14 protein-coding genes and 1 other RNA gene are annotated in these 16,419 nt (G+C 30.4%); 9 read left to right on the top strand and 6 right to left on the bottom strand.

Going from position 1 to position 16,419, the window contains the following annotated elements; translation table 11 throughout:
* The first annotated feature begins 2 nt into the window (after positions 1-2).
* The 3 genes from ABNT65_RS05410 to ABNT65_RS05420 are packed head-to-tail and all read left to right on the top strand — an operon-like array spanning position 3 to position 2,242.
* Positions 3-581 (top strand): DUF1287 domain-containing protein, encoded by a 579-nt coding sequence (locus tag ABNT65_RS05410; protein WP_348747370.1) that lies wholly within the window; start codon positions 3-5, stop codon positions 579-581.
* A 39-nt stretch (positions 582-620) separates the two neighbouring features.
* Positions 621-1,034 carry a tRNA (adenosine(37)-N6)-threonylcarbamoyltransferase complex ATPase subunit type 1 TsaE gene (gene tsaE / locus ABNT65_RS05415; RefSeq protein WP_348706274.1) on the top strand — a complete coding sequence of 138 codons (414 nt, stop codon included), beginning with the start codon at positions 621-623 and terminating at the stop codon, positions 1,032-1,034.
* A 5-nt stretch (positions 1,035-1,039) separates the two neighbouring features.
* Positions 1,040-2,242 (top strand): alanine dehydrogenase, encoded by a 1,203-nt coding sequence (locus tag ABNT65_RS05420; RefSeq protein WP_348706272.1) that lies wholly within the window; start codon positions 1,040-1,042, stop codon positions 2,240-2,242.
* A gap of 98 nt (positions 2,243-2,340) precedes the next feature.
* Here ABNT65_RS05420 and ABNT65_RS05425 read toward each other — a convergent pair whose 3' ends face one another.
* Together ABNT65_RS05425 and ABNT65_RS05430 are read right to left on the bottom strand one after the other, a co-directional pair.
* Positions 2,341-3,840, bottom strand: coding sequence for a HAMP domain-containing sensor histidine kinase (locus ABNT65_RS05425; RefSeq protein ID WP_348747371.1), 1,500 nt, complete (start codon positions 3,838-3,840; stop codon positions 2,341-2,343).
* Entirely contained in the window at positions 3,812-4,552 is a 741-nt protein-coding gene (locus ABNT65_RS05430) for a response regulator transcription factor (RefSeq protein ID WP_348706266.1), read from the bottom strand. Before ABNT65_RS05430 ends, ABNT65_RS05425 begins: the two co-directional genes overlap by 29 nt.
* 178 nt (positions 4,553-4,730) lie before the next feature.
* Here ABNT65_RS05430 and ABNT65_RS05435 point away from each other — a divergent pair, with 178 nt between their 5' ends.
* The 4 genes from ABNT65_RS05435 to ABNT65_RS05450 are packed head-to-tail and all read left to right on the top strand — an operon-like array spanning position 4,731 to position 9,218.
* A complete protein-coding gene (locus ABNT65_RS05435) occupies positions 4,731-6,365 on the top strand; it encodes an AMP-binding protein (protein ID WP_348747372.1) in 1,635 nt (544 codons plus the stop codon).
* Between the two features lie 3 nt (positions 6,366-6,368).
* Positions 6,369-7,682, top strand: coding sequence for a hypothetical protein (locus ABNT65_RS05440; protein WP_348747373.1), 1,314 nt, complete (start codon positions 6,369-6,371; stop codon positions 7,680-7,682).
* Positions 7,683-7,705: 23 nt separating this feature from the next.
* Entirely contained in the window at positions 7,706-8,479 is a 774-nt protein-coding gene (locus ABNT65_RS05445) for an enoyl-CoA hydratase-related protein (RefSeq protein ID WP_348747374.1), read from the top strand.
* 22 nt (positions 8,480-8,501) lie between these two features.
* Complete coding sequence (locus tag ABNT65_RS05450; protein ID WP_348706258.1) at positions 8,502-9,218, top strand: DUF6733 family protein; 717 nt, start codon at positions 8,502-8,504, stop codon at positions 9,216-9,218.
* Positions 9,219-9,667: 449 nt separating this feature from the next.
* Here the strand turns inward: ABNT65_RS05450 and rny are convergent, their stop codons facing one another.
* From rny to ABNT65_RS05470, 4 genes are all read right to left on the bottom strand, one after another.
* A complete protein-coding gene (rny, locus tag ABNT65_RS05455; protein WP_348706255.1) occupies positions 9,668-11,233 on the bottom strand; it encodes a ribonuclease Y in 1,566 nt (521 codons plus the stop codon).
* 48 nt (positions 11,234-11,281) lie between these two features.
* A non-coding RNA gene (gene ssrS / locus ABNT65_RS05460) (6S RNA) lies at positions 11,282-11,390 on the bottom strand.
* A 60-nt stretch (positions 11,391-11,450) separates the two neighbouring features.
* A complete protein-coding gene (locus ABNT65_RS05465) occupies positions 11,451-11,738 on the bottom strand; it encodes a cell division protein ZapA (RefSeq protein ID WP_348747375.1) in 288 nt (95 codons plus the stop codon).
* A 13-nt stretch (positions 11,739-11,751) separates the two neighbouring features.
* Positions 11,752-12,042, bottom strand: coding sequence for a hypothetical protein (locus ABNT65_RS05470; RefSeq protein ID WP_348739197.1), 291 nt, complete (start codon positions 12,040-12,042; stop codon positions 11,752-11,754).
* Between the two features lie 148 nt (positions 12,043-12,190).
* Here ABNT65_RS05470 and ABNT65_RS05475 point away from each other — a divergent pair, with 148 nt between their 5' ends.
* Positions 12,191-13,882, top strand: a complete 1,692-nt coding sequence (locus tag ABNT65_RS05475) for a M23 family metallopeptidase (protein ID WP_348747376.1) — start codon at positions 12,191-12,193, stop codon at positions 13,880-13,882.
* A gap of 12 nt (positions 13,883-13,894) precedes the next feature.
* Entirely contained in the window at positions 13,895-16,339 is a 2,445-nt protein-coding gene (locus ABNT65_RS05480) for a TonB-dependent receptor (RefSeq protein ID WP_348747377.1), read from the top strand.
* The last annotated feature ends 80 nt before the right edge of the window (positions 16,340-16,419 follow it).

Here is a 16,419-nt window from a genome sequence, read left to right on the forward strand (position 1 = left end):
GTATGAAGATATTTTTTACATTTTATCTTCTTTTTACAGTTACATTACTAGGTTTCTCACAAAATTTTGGTAAAAAACTTAGTAGTGCAGCTATTGCCTTAACTAAAAACAAGGTTACTTATGACCCTAGTTATTTTTCCATTTCTTACCCCAATGGTGATATCCCTAAAGACAAAGGAGTTTGTACTGATGTTGTTATTAGAGCATATAGAAAACTTGGAATTGATTTACAAAAGGAAGTACATGAAGACATGCGTAAAAACTTTCCCTTGTACCCTAAAATTTGGGGATTAAAAACTACTGATAAAAATATAGATCATAGACGTGTTCCGAACTTAATGACCTTTTTTAAAAGAAAAGGATTCACAAAAAATAATAGCTTAATTCCAAATGAATATAAACCAGGCGATATTGTTTGTTGGAATTTACATGGAGGAGTTACACATATTGGAATTGTAGTAGATCAAAAATCTAATGATAACAAACGTTATTTAATAGCTCATAATATTGGAGCTGGTCAGGTTATAGAAGACTGCTTATTTAAATTTAAAATAATCGGTCATTATACATATAAAAACTAAAATTTCTTTACCTTTTTAAAGTTATTTATTTTTGCTACTATGAATGAAAATTACTCTTTAAACGAGCTTCCTGTTATTGCTCAAAAACTAATTGAGCATGCTAAGCATAAAGTTTTACTTTTTAATGGAGAAATGGGAGTTGGTAAAACAACCCTAATTAAAGAAATATGCAAAACTTTAGGCGTAGAAGATATTGCCAATTCTCCTACTTTTTCATTAGTAAATGAATATAAAACCTCAAATAATGAAACTGTTTATCATTTTGATTTTTACAGAATAGATAATGAAGAAGAGGCATATGATATGGGTATTGAAGACTATTTATATAGTAATCATTGGTGTTTAATTGAATGGCCTGAAAATATTAAAAATTTATTACCTTTAGAAGCTGTTACTATCAATCTTACTTTGTTAGAAAACAACAGTCGTAACATTCAAACTAAAACAAACTAATTTTAATGAGCTCAATTTCTTTACCTTTTACTAAAGAACAACTAATGCCGCAACCTGAAATGCTTGAGATTAAAAAGCAAAAGGGAGAATTATTTATCGGCTTACCTAAGGAAACACATTTTGAAGAAAAACGTATTAGTCTAAGTCCAGATGCCGTTTCTGCTTTGGTTGCTCATGGTCATAGGGTAGTTATTGAAGCTGGAGCTGGTGAAGGTGCTCATTATTCTGACAAAGAATACTCTGATGCAGGAGCTAAAATTTCATATAACATAAAAGAAGTGTTTTCTTGTAATATAGTTTTAAAAGTTGAACCACCTTCTCTTGATGAAATTAAAATGCTTGTACCTCAAGCTGTATTAATTTCTGCTTTACAGTTAAAAACTCAAGATAAAAAATATTTTGAAGCCTTAGCTAAAAAACGAATTACAGCTATTGCTTTTGATTATATAAAAGATGAACATAGTGTTTACCCTATAGTTAAATCTTTAAGTGAAATTGCAGGAATTGCTTCTATGCATATTGCTGCTGAATTTATGACTACTGCTAATGGAGGAAATGGTTTATTATTAGGAAACATTGGAGGAGTCCCTCCTAGTAATGTGGTTATTATTGGTGCAGGAACGGTTGGAGAGTTTGCTGCCAAATCAGCTGTAGGACTTGGAGCTAGAGTTAAAGTTTTTGATAATTCAATCACAAAATTACGAAAACTTCAAAGCTGTATACATGCTCCTATTTATACTTCTACTATTCAACCAAAAACATTAGCCAAGGCTTTAATGCGCTGTGATGTTGCTATTGGTGCTTTAAGAGGTAAAGATCGTTCTCCAGTTGTCGTAACTGAAGGAATGATTGACCAAATGAAAAAAGGTGCTGTAATAGTTGACGTAAGTATTGATAGAGGTGGATGTTTTGAAACTTCTCAAGTAACCACTCATAGTAAACCTACATTTACACATGATAATGGCGTTATACATTATTGCGTACCAAACATCCCTTCAAGATATGCTAGAACCGCCTCTGTTTCAATAAGCAACATATTCACTCCTTATTTATTACAAATAGCAGAAGAAGGTGGCTTTGAACAAGCTGCAAGATTTGATAAAAGCTTGAGAAATGGCATGTATTTTTATCATGGAATTTTAACTAATAAAACTGTAGCTGACTGGTTTGATTTACCTTATAGAGATATTAATTTGTTAATACTATAAAAACTGTTACTACTCAACTTTATAGTTATCTAGTTTATAAAAAACAAAAGATAATAAAACCACTTACTATAAGATAATTAATTACCTTTAGAGTGGTTTTATTGTATTTTATAGCTAGGTAAACTAAACTCAAAAGCACTTCCTTTATTAATAAAACTATTTACTTTTATATCTGTTTTATGTAATTCCATAATCTTTTTAACAATAGCTAAACCTAAACCAACTCCTTCTTCTTTATGAGTTAAAGTTGTTTGCGTTTGAGTGTTTCTATTAAATATTAATTCTTGATCATGTTTTTCAATACCTGGCCCCGTATCCTTTATTCTAATAATTACTTTTTCTAAATTATTTGATAAACCTATAGTTATCTGCCCATTTTTAGGGGTAAATTTTATAGCGTTATCTAGAATGTTTTGTAGTGCTCTTTCTATTAAACCACTATCAGCAATTACAGGAGGAACAGGTTTTTCTACATCAATAAACAAACAAATATTCTTCTTTTTTGCCAAAATCTCATAACGTTCTTTTAAATCCCATACTAAATCAGATATATAAAAAGGTTCTTCATGCACTTCTATTTGCTTAGTTTCTAATTTAGAATACTCAAATAACTGATTAACTAAATTAGAAAGATAGCAGGCACTTTTTTCAATAATATTTATAAACTCTTTTCTATCGTTAGCATCAATATTATGTTCTTTTATTTTCAAAGTTTCTACATACCCTCTAATAGCCGTTAAAGGAGTTCTTAAATCATGAGAAACGTTAGCTATTAACTCTTTTCTAAACTTATTAACCGTTTCTATTTCTTTAATATTTTCAGCAATAGTCTGTGCCATATTGTTATAAGTGACTGCTAAAACAGATAAATCAGATTCATATGGGTTTGGTATTCTACTACAATACTCCCCTTCTTTAAATTTATTTACATAGTATATTATTGACCTAAGACACCTTGTTAAATACCAAATACTTAACCACCCCATTAAAACTGCGAACAGCATGGTTAACAAAGTTCCTCTAACGCCTAACTTCACAAAATATTCTGAAAAAAGTGCTTCACAAATTTCTTCAAATTTTTGACTTGCTAAAATAATATAGATATAACCCTTTTTTCCATCTTTCTCAAATGATGCTGCTGAAAATATCTTTTTATTTCCAGCAATCCTAGGGTCATCACCTAAAACATAACATTCCTTATTTTTAATAAATTTTTTAACTGGTGTTAAACTTATTTTCTTTAATGGTTTATTTGGGTTATCATGATCTAAAACTACTGAGTACAAAATCTCTCCTGTCTCATTTAATAAATACACTTCAATAGCTCTATTAACCGCCATCATATCATGCATTATATCACCAAATAAAGGCTTATTTACAGCTCCATTTTCCAGAAAAGGAGAATTATCTTTAAACTTTTCTTCAATTAAATGACTTGCGATATTAGAATTAAGTCTTTGTGTGGTTTGACTGTAAAATTTTTTCACCAAAAAAAAGGTAAGCGTCATATACACTATACCAATTACTAAGATTATTAATAGGAAAGAAGTTCCTAACTTAGCTATTAATTTACTCGATACCGTTTTGTGTTTTTTCATAGGTGGGAATTATTAGTTCTTCATTAAACTTATACCCTACCCCCCATGAAGTTCTTATGAACTTAGGATTTATCATATCTTCTTCGATCTTACTTCGTAATCTATTAATATGTGAATTCACAGTATGTCTATACCCTTCAAAATCGTACCCCCATACTAACTCTAAAAGTTTTTCCCTACTGTATACTTTACCTGGATTTGATGCCATTAAAACAAGCAACTCAAATTCCTTAGGTGATAAACTCACTTCCTTATTCTTTATTAAAACCTTCCGTTTCTCTTTATTAATAAATAACTCCTTAAACGTTAATTCATTGTTTATTTGTACAATTTTTTTATTATTTCTTGCATTATCAAACCTTCTAGTAACAGCTTTTACCCTAGCTATAAACTCTCTAACACTAAAAGGTTTGGTCATATAGTCATCAGCTCCTAACTCTAAACTTAGAACTTTATCTAACTCTTCTGTCTTAGCTGTTAGCATAATAATAGGTGTTTGTTTAACTAAACGTATTTGTTTACAAACTTCAACTCCATCTAATTTAGGTAAAGTGATATCCAAAACTACTAAAGAAAACTCTTCTTTTAAAGCAATGTCTAATCCTTTATCTCCTTCAAAGGCTTTTACAATAGTATAACCTAAATCTTTAAGGTGTATTTCTAATAATTGTGCTATGGAAGCATCATCCTCTATAATAAGTACTTTCTTCATTAATTGATCTATCAAAATATCTAAGACGGGTTATTGCTAACATATAAAATTTAGGTGTGATATAAAAATGATTTTTTCGTGACACTTCTGTGATACTTATCAGATTTCTTTACATCATTAAAATTTAGCTGCAGCATTTTAATACGTAACAAATAAATATTAACCTAAAAACTATTTCATGAAAAAATCAGCTTTTACAACTAGCTCTAACTCTTTAGAGCTATACAAGAACAATGAAGAAGAGGATGTAGTTAAAAGTGAAATAAATTTTAACTCTATTGAAAAACTGTCCCTTAGAGATCAGCATCTTTTCATTAAATATGGTTTTGCTCAAAAAATAGCACCATCGTTTAAAAATGTATTAAATGCTTTTGAATATTGGTTATCAAAAACTCCTAATTCAATAGCTGCAGAATTTGCTAACGAAACTATAACTTATAGGGAGTTAGATAATGAAGCTACAATTTTAGCTTTGATACTAAAACAAAAAGGAGTAAAATCTGGCGACACAATAGGCCTCTACACTCATCGATCTTTACATTTATTAATAGGTATTGTTGCCTCTTTGAAACTAGGTACCATTTATGTACCACAAGATCCTAGAATTGTTCCCCCGAAAATGCTAGAAGAAATTAGTAATTTAAGTAATCAAAAATTTATATTAACCTTATCTGATTACAAAGAGCAAGTAACATACTTTCAAAGCAAACAAACCGTATTAATTGATAAAGAACTCAACAGAAAAATTTACAGGAACCTATATGGTAATATTAAACTTATTAATTATAAAAATAGTAATACCAATAAAACTTGTTTTATCTTATTTACATCAGGAACTACGGGTATTCCCAATGGAGTACAAGTTACTCACAAAAATCTATGCAACATTCTATATAGTTCTCCTGGAAATCTAGGCATAAAACCTGGATTGAAAGTAGCTCAAATTCTAAATATTTCATTTGATATGGCTGCATGGGAAATTTTAGGTTGTCTTGGAAATGGTGGCACACTACTTATAAGAGGTAAAGACATTGCTGAGACAGCTCAAAAAGCAAATGTAATTATTGCAACTCCAACTGTTTTAACAACTATTGATGTTACTAAATGTAAGCAAATTAAAACTGTAGCCGTTGCTGGTGAACCTTGCCCAGTTATTTTAGCAGACACTTGGTCAAGAGCTTGCAATTTTTATAACTGTTGTGGTCCTACAGAAACTACCATTGTAAACACCATGAAAAAATGTATACCTGGCACTAGTGAACTTTCTATTGGCAAACCAACTCCTAACAACACTGTATACATACTAAACGAAGATCTATCACCAACTAAAATTGGTGAAGTAGGAATAATGTGGGCTGGTGGAGACTGTGTTACTAAAGGTTATATCAACAACAAAGAACTAAACACAAAGAAATATACAACTGATCCATTCTTAAATGATGGAAGCATTATGTTTAATACAGGAGATTTAGGAAGATGGAATGAGCAAGGTGAGTTAATACATTATGGTAGAATTGACGATCAAGTAAAAATCAAAGGGTTTAGAGTTGAATTAGATTCAATAAGTAAAATTATAGAAAGTTTCTCTGAAGTAAAAAGAGCTGTTACTATTAAGTATCAAACTTATCTTGTTGCTTTTATCAGTCTTCATACAACACAAACAAACACTTTATTAGAATCAATTAAAAAGGCTATAGAAAAAGATCTGCCTTACTATTATTTACCCAGTGAGTTTATTTTCCTAGAAGAACTTCCTAAAACATCTAGAGGTAAAATTGATAAAAGAAAACTAAAAGAAACTTTAACTAAATAAATCATGGAAAATATCACATTACCTCCTAAAAAAAGTCTTTTATATAGATTAGGAAAGCATCCTTGGTTCATTCCATATCACAGGTTATTTATATTAATAACTCTTATCAATACTATAGTGTTTATAAAAGCACTTACCACTTGGAACTGGTTTCAAGCTGACGGTATTGCTTTAAATAAAATAGCACAAATTATACTATTTAATTTTGCTCTAGGTATTTTAATTAGACAACAATACGTTATCAATTTGCTATTTAAAATAGCGACTAGTGCTCCAAAATCTTGGCCTTTATTTATTAGAAGAATATGCGCTAAAATTTATCACTTTGGAGGTATTCATAGTTCCAGTACAAGTATGGGTACACTATGGTATTTTGCCTTTGTAGGCTCACTTTACCATCATTATTTAAACGATTTACCTGGTGTTAATTTAAGTGTTATTATCATTACCTCTGTAATTTTAGTTTTACTAACGATTATTATTATTATGGCTTTGCCAAAAATGAGAGCTAAATATCATAATCAATTTGAACTAACGCATAGGCTTGGTGGCTGGACTGTACTAATTCTTTTTTGGGTACAAATGTTTTTATTTATAGGTATTCAAAACACTCCTAAAAGTATTTTGTCTAGTATAGATTTTTGGATTCTAATTACATTAACAATTAGTGTAGTATTACCATGGTTACGTTTGAAAAAAGTAGACATTGACATTGTTAGACCTTCCAATCATGTTGCCTTAACTTCTTTCAATTATGGTGTTACTCCTTTTGCAGGTTCTTCAACCGCGTTGAGTAGAAACCCTTTATTAGAATGGCACTCTTTTGCTAATGTTCCTTCTCCAGACAAAGATGGTTTTAGGCTAACAATTTCCAGAGCTGGTGATTGGACTGGAAACTTTATTTCCGATAAGCCAGAAAAAATTTGGGTAAAAGGAATCCCTACGGCTGGCGTTGGTAATGTAGATAAGCTCTTTAATAAAGTTATTTGGGTAGCTACTGGTAGTGGTATTGGTCCATGCTTACCTCATTTACTTTTAAATGAAACCCCTTCAGTATTAGTTTGGGCAACAAGAAACCCAGCTAAAACATACGGAGAAGAGTTAGTAAATGAAATTAAAGCAGTACAACCCAATGCCATTATTTGGGATACAGATGCAGATGGCAAACCTGACTTAGTTAAGCTTGCCTATAAAACTTACAAAGAATTTGATGCTGAAGCTGTTATATGTATTTCTAATCAAAAACTTACACAAAAGGTTGTTCATGGTATGGAAGAAAGAGGTATTCCTGCCTATGGAGCAATCTGGGACTCATAAAAATTAAATTAAATACTATATAAATGAATGTACTATTTGAACAAATAGATAGGGTTGTTATTGCCAAATTAAATCGACCCAGTGCTCTCAATGCACTAAACTCTGACATCATGTACGAACTTATTTCGGCCTTAGAAAAGTATGATAAATCACCATCTGTAGGGTGTATTGTAATCACCGGTAATGAAAATATATTTTGCGCTGGAGCAGACATAAAGGAAATGGCTAGTAAAAGCTTTTCTCAGATGTTTGAAGAAGATTACTTTGGTTATTGGGAGACCTTTACTAAAATTAAAACTCCAATTATTGCTGCCGTTTCAGGGTATGCCTTAGGAGGTGGCTGTGAACTAGCCATGATGTGTGATACTATAATTGCTTCTGAAGCTGCTGTTTTTGGACAACCAGAAATTAAATTAGGGGTTATTCCAGGTATTGGAGGAACTCAAAGACTAACCTCACTCGTTGGAAAGTCTAAAGCCATGGATATTATCCTATCAGGAAGAAACATATACATTGAAGAAGCTGAACAAATTGGTTTGGTTTCTAAAGTACTTCCAAAAAATAACTTTTTACAAGAAGTAATAAGTTATGCGCAGAATATTGCTAATTATTCTAAAACCGCACTAATAGCCTCTAAGGAAGCTATTAATCAATCATTAGAATGTAGTTTAAAAGACGGAATTGTTTTCGAACGACGAATTTTTCACGCTATGTTCAATACACAAGATCAAAAAGAAGGCATGAATGCCTTTTTAGAAAAAAGATCACCAAACTTTAATTCAATTTATCAACATTAAAATTCAAATCAACTTTATAATCATGAAAAAATTAATTTCAATCAGTATCGTATTATTATGCTTAACATTTACTGTTAATGCACAAGAAAAGGAAGAAAAAAAGAGCAAAACATCCTTTGCAATTATGCCTATTCATAATAGTGGAGCTGGCTTTAACAATGTATTCTTAGGCTCTCATGAAATTAAACCTAAAACCAATTTAACTTTTTACAGTGTTTTTTGGGTTAACCCATCTTTTGGTAATCAAGGAAAAGACTTGTTCTTAGAAACAGGAATTGGTTTAGGATATTCTTTAGCGGACAACAAGTTATACTTAAACCCTAGTTTAGGTTTTGGACATGGTAAATTACTTTCTGGGGCAGCAGAAACAAAAATAGCTGAAAGTCTTATTCCTAGCTTATTTATGGTTTATAATAATGGAAATTTTGAATTTGAAGGGTATACAGCCTATTATATGAGTTTACGTGGTGAAGGAAGTTCACAAGACTTGATGCTTAACTGGGCTATACCTGGGTATAAAGTAAGTAAAAGTTTTTCTTTTGGTGCTTTCTACGAACATTTAGGTCAAACTAGAGTTGATGTTGGTGATACAGTTACATTATATCAATATTTAGGTGCTTATGTTAAAACAACTCTTAATAATGGAGTTTGGTTTAGATTTGCTGCTGGTCCAAATATTTCTGGAGACCGTACTAACTCAAAAGAGTTTTATAAAATTCAAGCATTTATTCCAATATAAACATCTAGTAAAAAACTTCCCGACATTAGTATTGGGAAAGTAGCTTTGGTTTATTACCCAGCGATTAAAAGCTGTTTATATATGCTAAGCCCTATCTATTATTAATTATATAGATAGGGCTTTTATATATATTGTCAGTTAATTTAAAATAAGTACTGTTCTTAAAAATTAGTAACGTAAAATTCCACACTTCAGGATATCATCTTATTTTAACTAGATTCCAAACCATTTTTTATATAATCAATTTTAAACTAATAGAATTAACGATTAAATATTTCTCACTATTAAATATAAATTATTTTTATGTAATATTATTTTCTGTAAATAGTACTATATAGATTTTAATTCACATTTAATCTATTAGTTTTAATATGCAAACCAAATAATTTTCACATAAAAAAAACCGCCTAAAAAGGCAGTTTCTTCTTATTTTTTTAACTTAAGATATATTACTTAGCTACATTAACAGCTCTTGTCTCTCTAATTACAGTTACTTTAACCTGTCCAGGATACGTCATATCATTTTGTATTTTTTGAGAAATATTAAACGATAATTCAGCAGCCTTTTCATCATTTACTTTTGCACTTTCAACCATTACACGTAACTCTCTACCTGCTTGAATTGCATAAGCTTTTTGAACTCCATTAAATCCAAATGCAATATCTTCTAAATCTTTTAAACGTTGGATATAACTATCTAGTACTTGACGACGTGCTCCTGGTCTAGCACCAGATATAGCATCGCAAACTTGTACTATTGGCGCTAACATGGTTTTCATCTCTATCTCATCATGGTGTGCTCCTATAGCATTACAAACATCTTTCTTTTCCCCATACTTCTCAGCCCATTGCATACCTAATAATGCATGTGGTAACTCACTTTCAGTTTCAGGTACTTTACCTATATCATGTAATAACCCTGCTCTTTTAGCTGCTTTTGCATTTAAGCCCATTTCTGCAGCCATAAGTCCACAAAGATTCGCTACTTCACGTGAATGCTGTAATAAATTTTGACCATAAGAAGAACGATATTTCATACGCCCAACTGTTTTAATTAACTCTGGATGTAAACCATGAATTCCTAAATCAATTACCGTACGTTTACCTACTTCTATAATTTCTTGATTAATTTGCTTTTCAGTTTTACGAACAATTTCTTCTATTCTTGCTGGATGAATCCTACCGTCTGTTACCAATTTATGCATTGATAATCTAGCTATTTCTCTACGAACAGGATCAAAACAAGATAATATAATTGCCTCCGGCGTATCATCTACTATAATTTCAACTCCAGTAGCAGCTTCTAAAGCTCTAATATTACGCCCTTCACGTCCAATTATTCTACCTTTTACATCATCAGACTCCAAGTTAAATACAGACACACAATTCTCAATAGCTTGCTCTACCCCTACTCTTTGAATAGTATTTAACACTACTTTTCTCGCTTCTTGTTGAGCTGTCATTTTAGCTTCTTCAACAGTATCTTGTATAAAAGACATTGCATCTGCTTTAGCTTCTTCTTTTAATGATGCTACAAGTTCTGTTTTTGCTTCGTCTGCAGATAAACCAGAAATTTGTTCTAGCATATCTACATGGCGTTTATGTAGTTTTTCAACTTCAGACTCTCTTTTTTCTATATATTCAATTTTATAATCGTAGTCAGCCTCTTTCTTTTCTAATGATTTATTTAACTTTTTGTTTTTATCTAATTCAGAAGATATTTGGCTTTCTTTATCTCTAATTCTTTTTTCTACATCTGATACTTTCTTTTCCCTTGATAAAATTACTTTTTCATGCTCAGCTTTAAGCTCTATAAACTTTTCTTTTGCTTGTAAAATTTTATCTTTCTTTATTGCGTCAGCCTCAACTTTAGCTTCTTTTACTATTCTTTTGGCTTCTTTATTTGTTTCTTGTATTAATTTATTTGCTTTTGATTTTTCTAACATTTTCGCGATAAAAAAACCTATCGCTAAACCTATAATTCCTGCTAAAACAGGAAATAATACTCCCTCCATAATTTTGATTTACTTGTATAAAAAAAGCCTACATTAATAGGGTTTTATAAACTCCAGATAAACAGGTTTAGGACTAACTGACTGATCAAGAATCCGAAACAAAGCCGGCACACTTTACTAATCAAGACTTATCCTTTTTAATTTAATAGTGTTGAGTTTATTAAACAATGTACTAATGTAGGCAGTATATTAATATGTTATTTCTAAAGAACGTTATTTATAAATGTGCGTCTAACATTTCTGTTAACGACTGTATTTTTTCTAATACTTCAGTATCTTCTTCCTCTTTATTCATGGACATTAAAGCTACTTTTGAAGCAAATTGTAAGGCACACATAGCTAATACATCTTGTTTATCAGCTACAGCATAACTTTCTTCAAATTTAGCAATTAATTTATTAATGTCTTTTGCAGCCTTTCGTAATCCTTCTTCTTCCTTCGTGTCTTTCACTGTTAACGGATAGGTTCTCCCTGCTATTATAACATTAACTTTTAATTTTGTCATGTTAAAGAACTTTTTAGGTATTTAAGAGTTTAATACATTTGTCTAACTCTCTAACCAAAGCGTTTATCTTGAGTTTTGTTTCTCTTGTATTTTCGTTACTGCCTTCAATAGTTTTTGCAACTTTCAACAAATCATATTCTTTTTGCTTTGCCTCTATTTCTTGTTGCTTCTCTTCCAATAAAGCTTGTAATTTAGCATTGTCTTGAAATAATATTCTATTTTCTTCTTTCAAAAATTCATAATATGAAAGTAATTTTTTCAACTTATCTTCCAGTAAATGAATTGCTTCTTGAGTATTACTCATTTATTATAGAGAATAAAACTATTGTTACAAAGTTATTAATATAGATTAATTTAACAAAATTTTTACAGCTTTTTAGTATAAAACTGATTTCCAACAGAGTAAATGTTTGTGATTATTTTATTAGTTTTGTAATAAAACTATTGCAATTTTGAAGCTTTACATTATCACTTTCGCATTACTTTTTAGTGGAATTTTAGTAGCACAAAAAAAATACCCACAAGATTATTTTGATTCTCCCCTTAAAATACCAATAATTCTTTCTGGAACCTTTGGAGAGCTTCGGAGTAATCATTTTCACTCTGGTATTGATATAAAGACACAGGGTAAAGAAGGAATTCCTTTATATGCTGCTGCCGATGGTTATGTTTCTAGAATAAAAGTGGGTCAGTATGGTTTTGGTAAGGCATTATATATAGAACACCCTAATGGATATACTACCGTATATGCACATTTACAAAAGTATTCACAAGAAATACAAGGATATGTAAAAAGAATGCAGTACAAGAAAAAAAAATATGCTATTGGTAATCTTTTTCCTAAGCCTGAAAAATTCCCTGTTTTAAAAGGACAGTTAATAGGTTTTACTGGTGATACTGGTGGTTCAGGAGGACCACATTTACATTATGAAATTAGAGACACTAAAACTGAAAAAATAATTAATCCATTACTGTTTGGTTTAAACCCTAAGGATACTATCCAACCAACATTGCGTGAAGTTATTGTATATCCTTTGAGTAACTACGCTAGAATTAATAATACAGCCAATAAAACTACCTTACCTTTTAAACAAGTAAAAAAAGGAAAATTTATTACTAATAGAATTACTGCTAGTGGTAAAATAGGTTTTGGAATTAGTGTTTTTGACAGACTTAATCATGCTCGGAATAAAAACGGAATTTATAGTTTGGAAATGAAAGTTAATGGTAAACGTGTATATTACCATGATGTAGAAACTTTTTCATTTTCTGAAAGTAAGTATATCAATTTGTTAATTGATTATGAACACTATAAAAAATATAAACGCAGATTTCAAAAAACACATAAAGTTGCTCCTAACAAACTTAGTTTATATAAAGATTTGGTAGATAATGGAGAACTTATTGTTGAACCTAAAGAAAGCTATACTGTAGAGATTATAGCTAAGGACATTAAAAATAATACTACTTCTATAACTATTCCTGTTAAAGGGGTTAAAAATAACTTACTATTTCAACAAAAAGATACCACAAACTACAAAATTATAGCTAGCAACTTTAACAAGTTTGAACAAAATTTAGTTACCATAGCTTTTCCAAAAAATACATTTTATTCTGATTGTTTTATTGATTTTAAAATAGAAGATGGTATTGCTAAAATTCATGAACCAACTATTCCTTTAGACAAACGTTATACACTAACTTTTAAAACCACACATTTAAACGATTTACAAAAGCAACAAGTATATATTGCCAATGTAAACAACTCTAAATATCCAAGATACGTTTCTACTAAGAAAAAAGTAGATAAAGTGTATACCTCTACTAAATCTTTAGGCAATTATGCTTTACGCTTTGATACTAAACAACCATATATAAAGCCTATTAACTTTTATAATGGTAAATGGGTATCAAAACTAAATTATCTAAAAGTTAAAATAAAAGATAATGACTCTGGTATTGGTAGTTATAGGGCTACTATTGATGGACAATGGGTATTAATGGAGTACAATCACAAAAAAGGAATCTTAACTTACGATTTTAGCGATAAAAAGTTGGTTGGTAGCAAACATCTTTTTAAACTTGTAGTTTCTGATAACGTAGGAAATACCAAAACATTAAAAGCTACGTTTTTTAGAAAGTAAACATATATTACATTGAAAAAACTTATCATATTACTTTTATTACCTGTTATTAGCTTTGCGCAAACTGCAATTGTTAAAGGGAAAATTACTTCAAGAAACAATCAACCAATAGAAAATGTTGCTATTTCTTATTTAAACAAAGGAACAACTACAGACAAAAATGGTAATTATGAATTTACCATTCCTATTCGTCAAACTGTAAAGGTTACTTTTAGTCATGTATCCTTTAAACAAATTGTAAAAAAGTTTACGGCTAGAGGAAGTAAAACTTTTACTTTTTCTCCTAAAATGCAATCTACTAATGAGAATTTAAAAGAAGTAGTTGTAAAAAACACTAAAAAAGAGGCTCAAGGTATTACCCAAATTAACACTAAAAAAGTACAGAACTTAGTAGGTGCTAATGCTGGTGTGGAAAATGTGTTAATGACCTTACCTGGTGTGAGTAATAATAATGAATTAAGTACACAATACAATGTAAGAGGTGGAAATTTTGATGAAAATTTAGTATATGTTAACGGTATTGAAGTGTATCGCCCTTTTTTAATTCGTTCTGGGCAACAAGAAGGATTAAGTTTTATTAATCCTCATATGATACAAAATATAAACTTCTCTGCTGGTGGATTTCAAGCCAAGTATGGTGATAAACTTTCTTCTGTTTTAGATATTACTTATAGAAAACCTACTTCCTTTGGAGCTCAAATTGATTTAAGTTTATTAGGTGGTAGCATAACACTTGAAGATACTTTTTTAAAAAATAAATTAAGTGCTATTGTTGGAGTTCGTTATAGAGATAACAGTTTATTTGTAAATAGTAAACAAACTGAAGTTAATTTTAGACCTCAATTTACAGATGTACAAACGTTTCTTTCCTATAAAGCTTCTGAAAAACTTGCTTTAAACTTTTTAGGTAACTTTTCTTTGAATGATTACAATTACAAACCTTTAACTCGTAAAACTCGTTTTGGTACTATTGCCAATCCTTTAGAATTAATCGTTTTTTATCAAGGTCAAGAGCAAGATAAGTTTAAAACTACTTTTGGTGCTTTTTCAGCAGATTATAAAGTTTCAGATAATTTAAAAATTACTGGGATTATTTCCTCTTTCAATACACAAGAGGAAGAATATTTTGACATAGCTGCTGCTTATAGTTTAGGTGAAGTTGATAGTAATATTGGTTCTGAAGATTTTGGAGAAGTTAAGTTTTCTCAAGGTATTGGTTCGCAAATTAACCACGCTAGGAATGATTTAGATGCTTTAATAAATACTGCTCAAATACGAGCTACTTTAAAGGATGGTGCTAACGAATGGAAAGCTGGAGTAAGATACCAAATAGAAAATATAAAAGATAGAATTAACGAATGGGAAATTATAGATTCATTAGGATTTTCTGTACGTCCACCTCATCATCTTATAACCAATAACCAGCCTTATGAGCCATTCACAGGAGAAATACTACCTTACCAAAATGTAAAGGCTAAAAATACTGTAGATATAAATCGTCTTTCAGGATTTGTACAATTTAGTAGAAAAACCAATTGGAAAGAACATCAAGTATGGTTTAATTTAGGTGTAAGAGCCCATTATTGGCAAGTGGCTACAGAAAAACAGGCTTCAAAAAGTCATGTTATATTTAGTCCTAGAGCTCAATTTGCTATTAAACCTGATTGGGAAAAAGATATGTTATTTAGAGTTTCTGGTGGTTTGTATGCACAGCCTCCGTTTTATAAAGAACTAAGAGATTATGATGGAAATATTCACCCAGAAGTAAAAGCCCAAGAATCTTTTCATATTGTAGCTGGTAATGATTATAGTTTTGAGCTTTGGGAACGCCCATTTAAACTGACCACTGAATTATATTATAAAAACCTAACTAATGTAAATGCCTATTCTGTAGATAATGTTCGTATTCGTTATAGAGCTGACAACAATACAGATGCTTATGCATATGGTATGGATGTTCGTCTAAATGGTGAATTTGTACCGGGAAGTGATAGCTGGATTAGTTTAGGTTTCTTAAAAACGGAAGAGAATATTAATAACAGAGGTTATATTGCTAGACCTACAGATCAACGTTTAAAACTGGGTATTCTTTTCCAAGATTATGTTCCAAATTTGCCTGATTTAAAGGCTTATTTGAATATTGTGTATAACACTGGACTTCCTGGAGGCGCGCCTGCTTATGCTGATGTGTATTCTTACCAAAATAGATTGGATGATTATAAACGTGCTGACTTAGGGGTTTCTTATGTTTTAGCAGATGCTAACAAACAAAATTCTACAAATTTTTTACGTCATTTTAAAGAGTTTACCATTGGTGTTGAACTTTTCAATGTATTTGACATTCGTAATTCAATTACTAATACATGGGTTCGTGATGCTTATAGTAAAGCACAGTATGGAATACCAAATTATATGACAGGTAGGGTTTTAAATGTAACAGCTAAAATGAAACTTTAAAAACATACTTAATCGTCATTTATTATACTTTACTCTAATAGAGCTAACAATAAATAGAAGCTAAAAGCTTCTTTACTTAA

The organism is Tenacibaculum sp. 190524A02b (assembly GCF_964036645.1).
GTDB lineage: Bacteria > Bacteroidota > Bacteroidia > Flavobacteriales > Flavobacteriaceae > Polaribacter > Polaribacter vairaonense.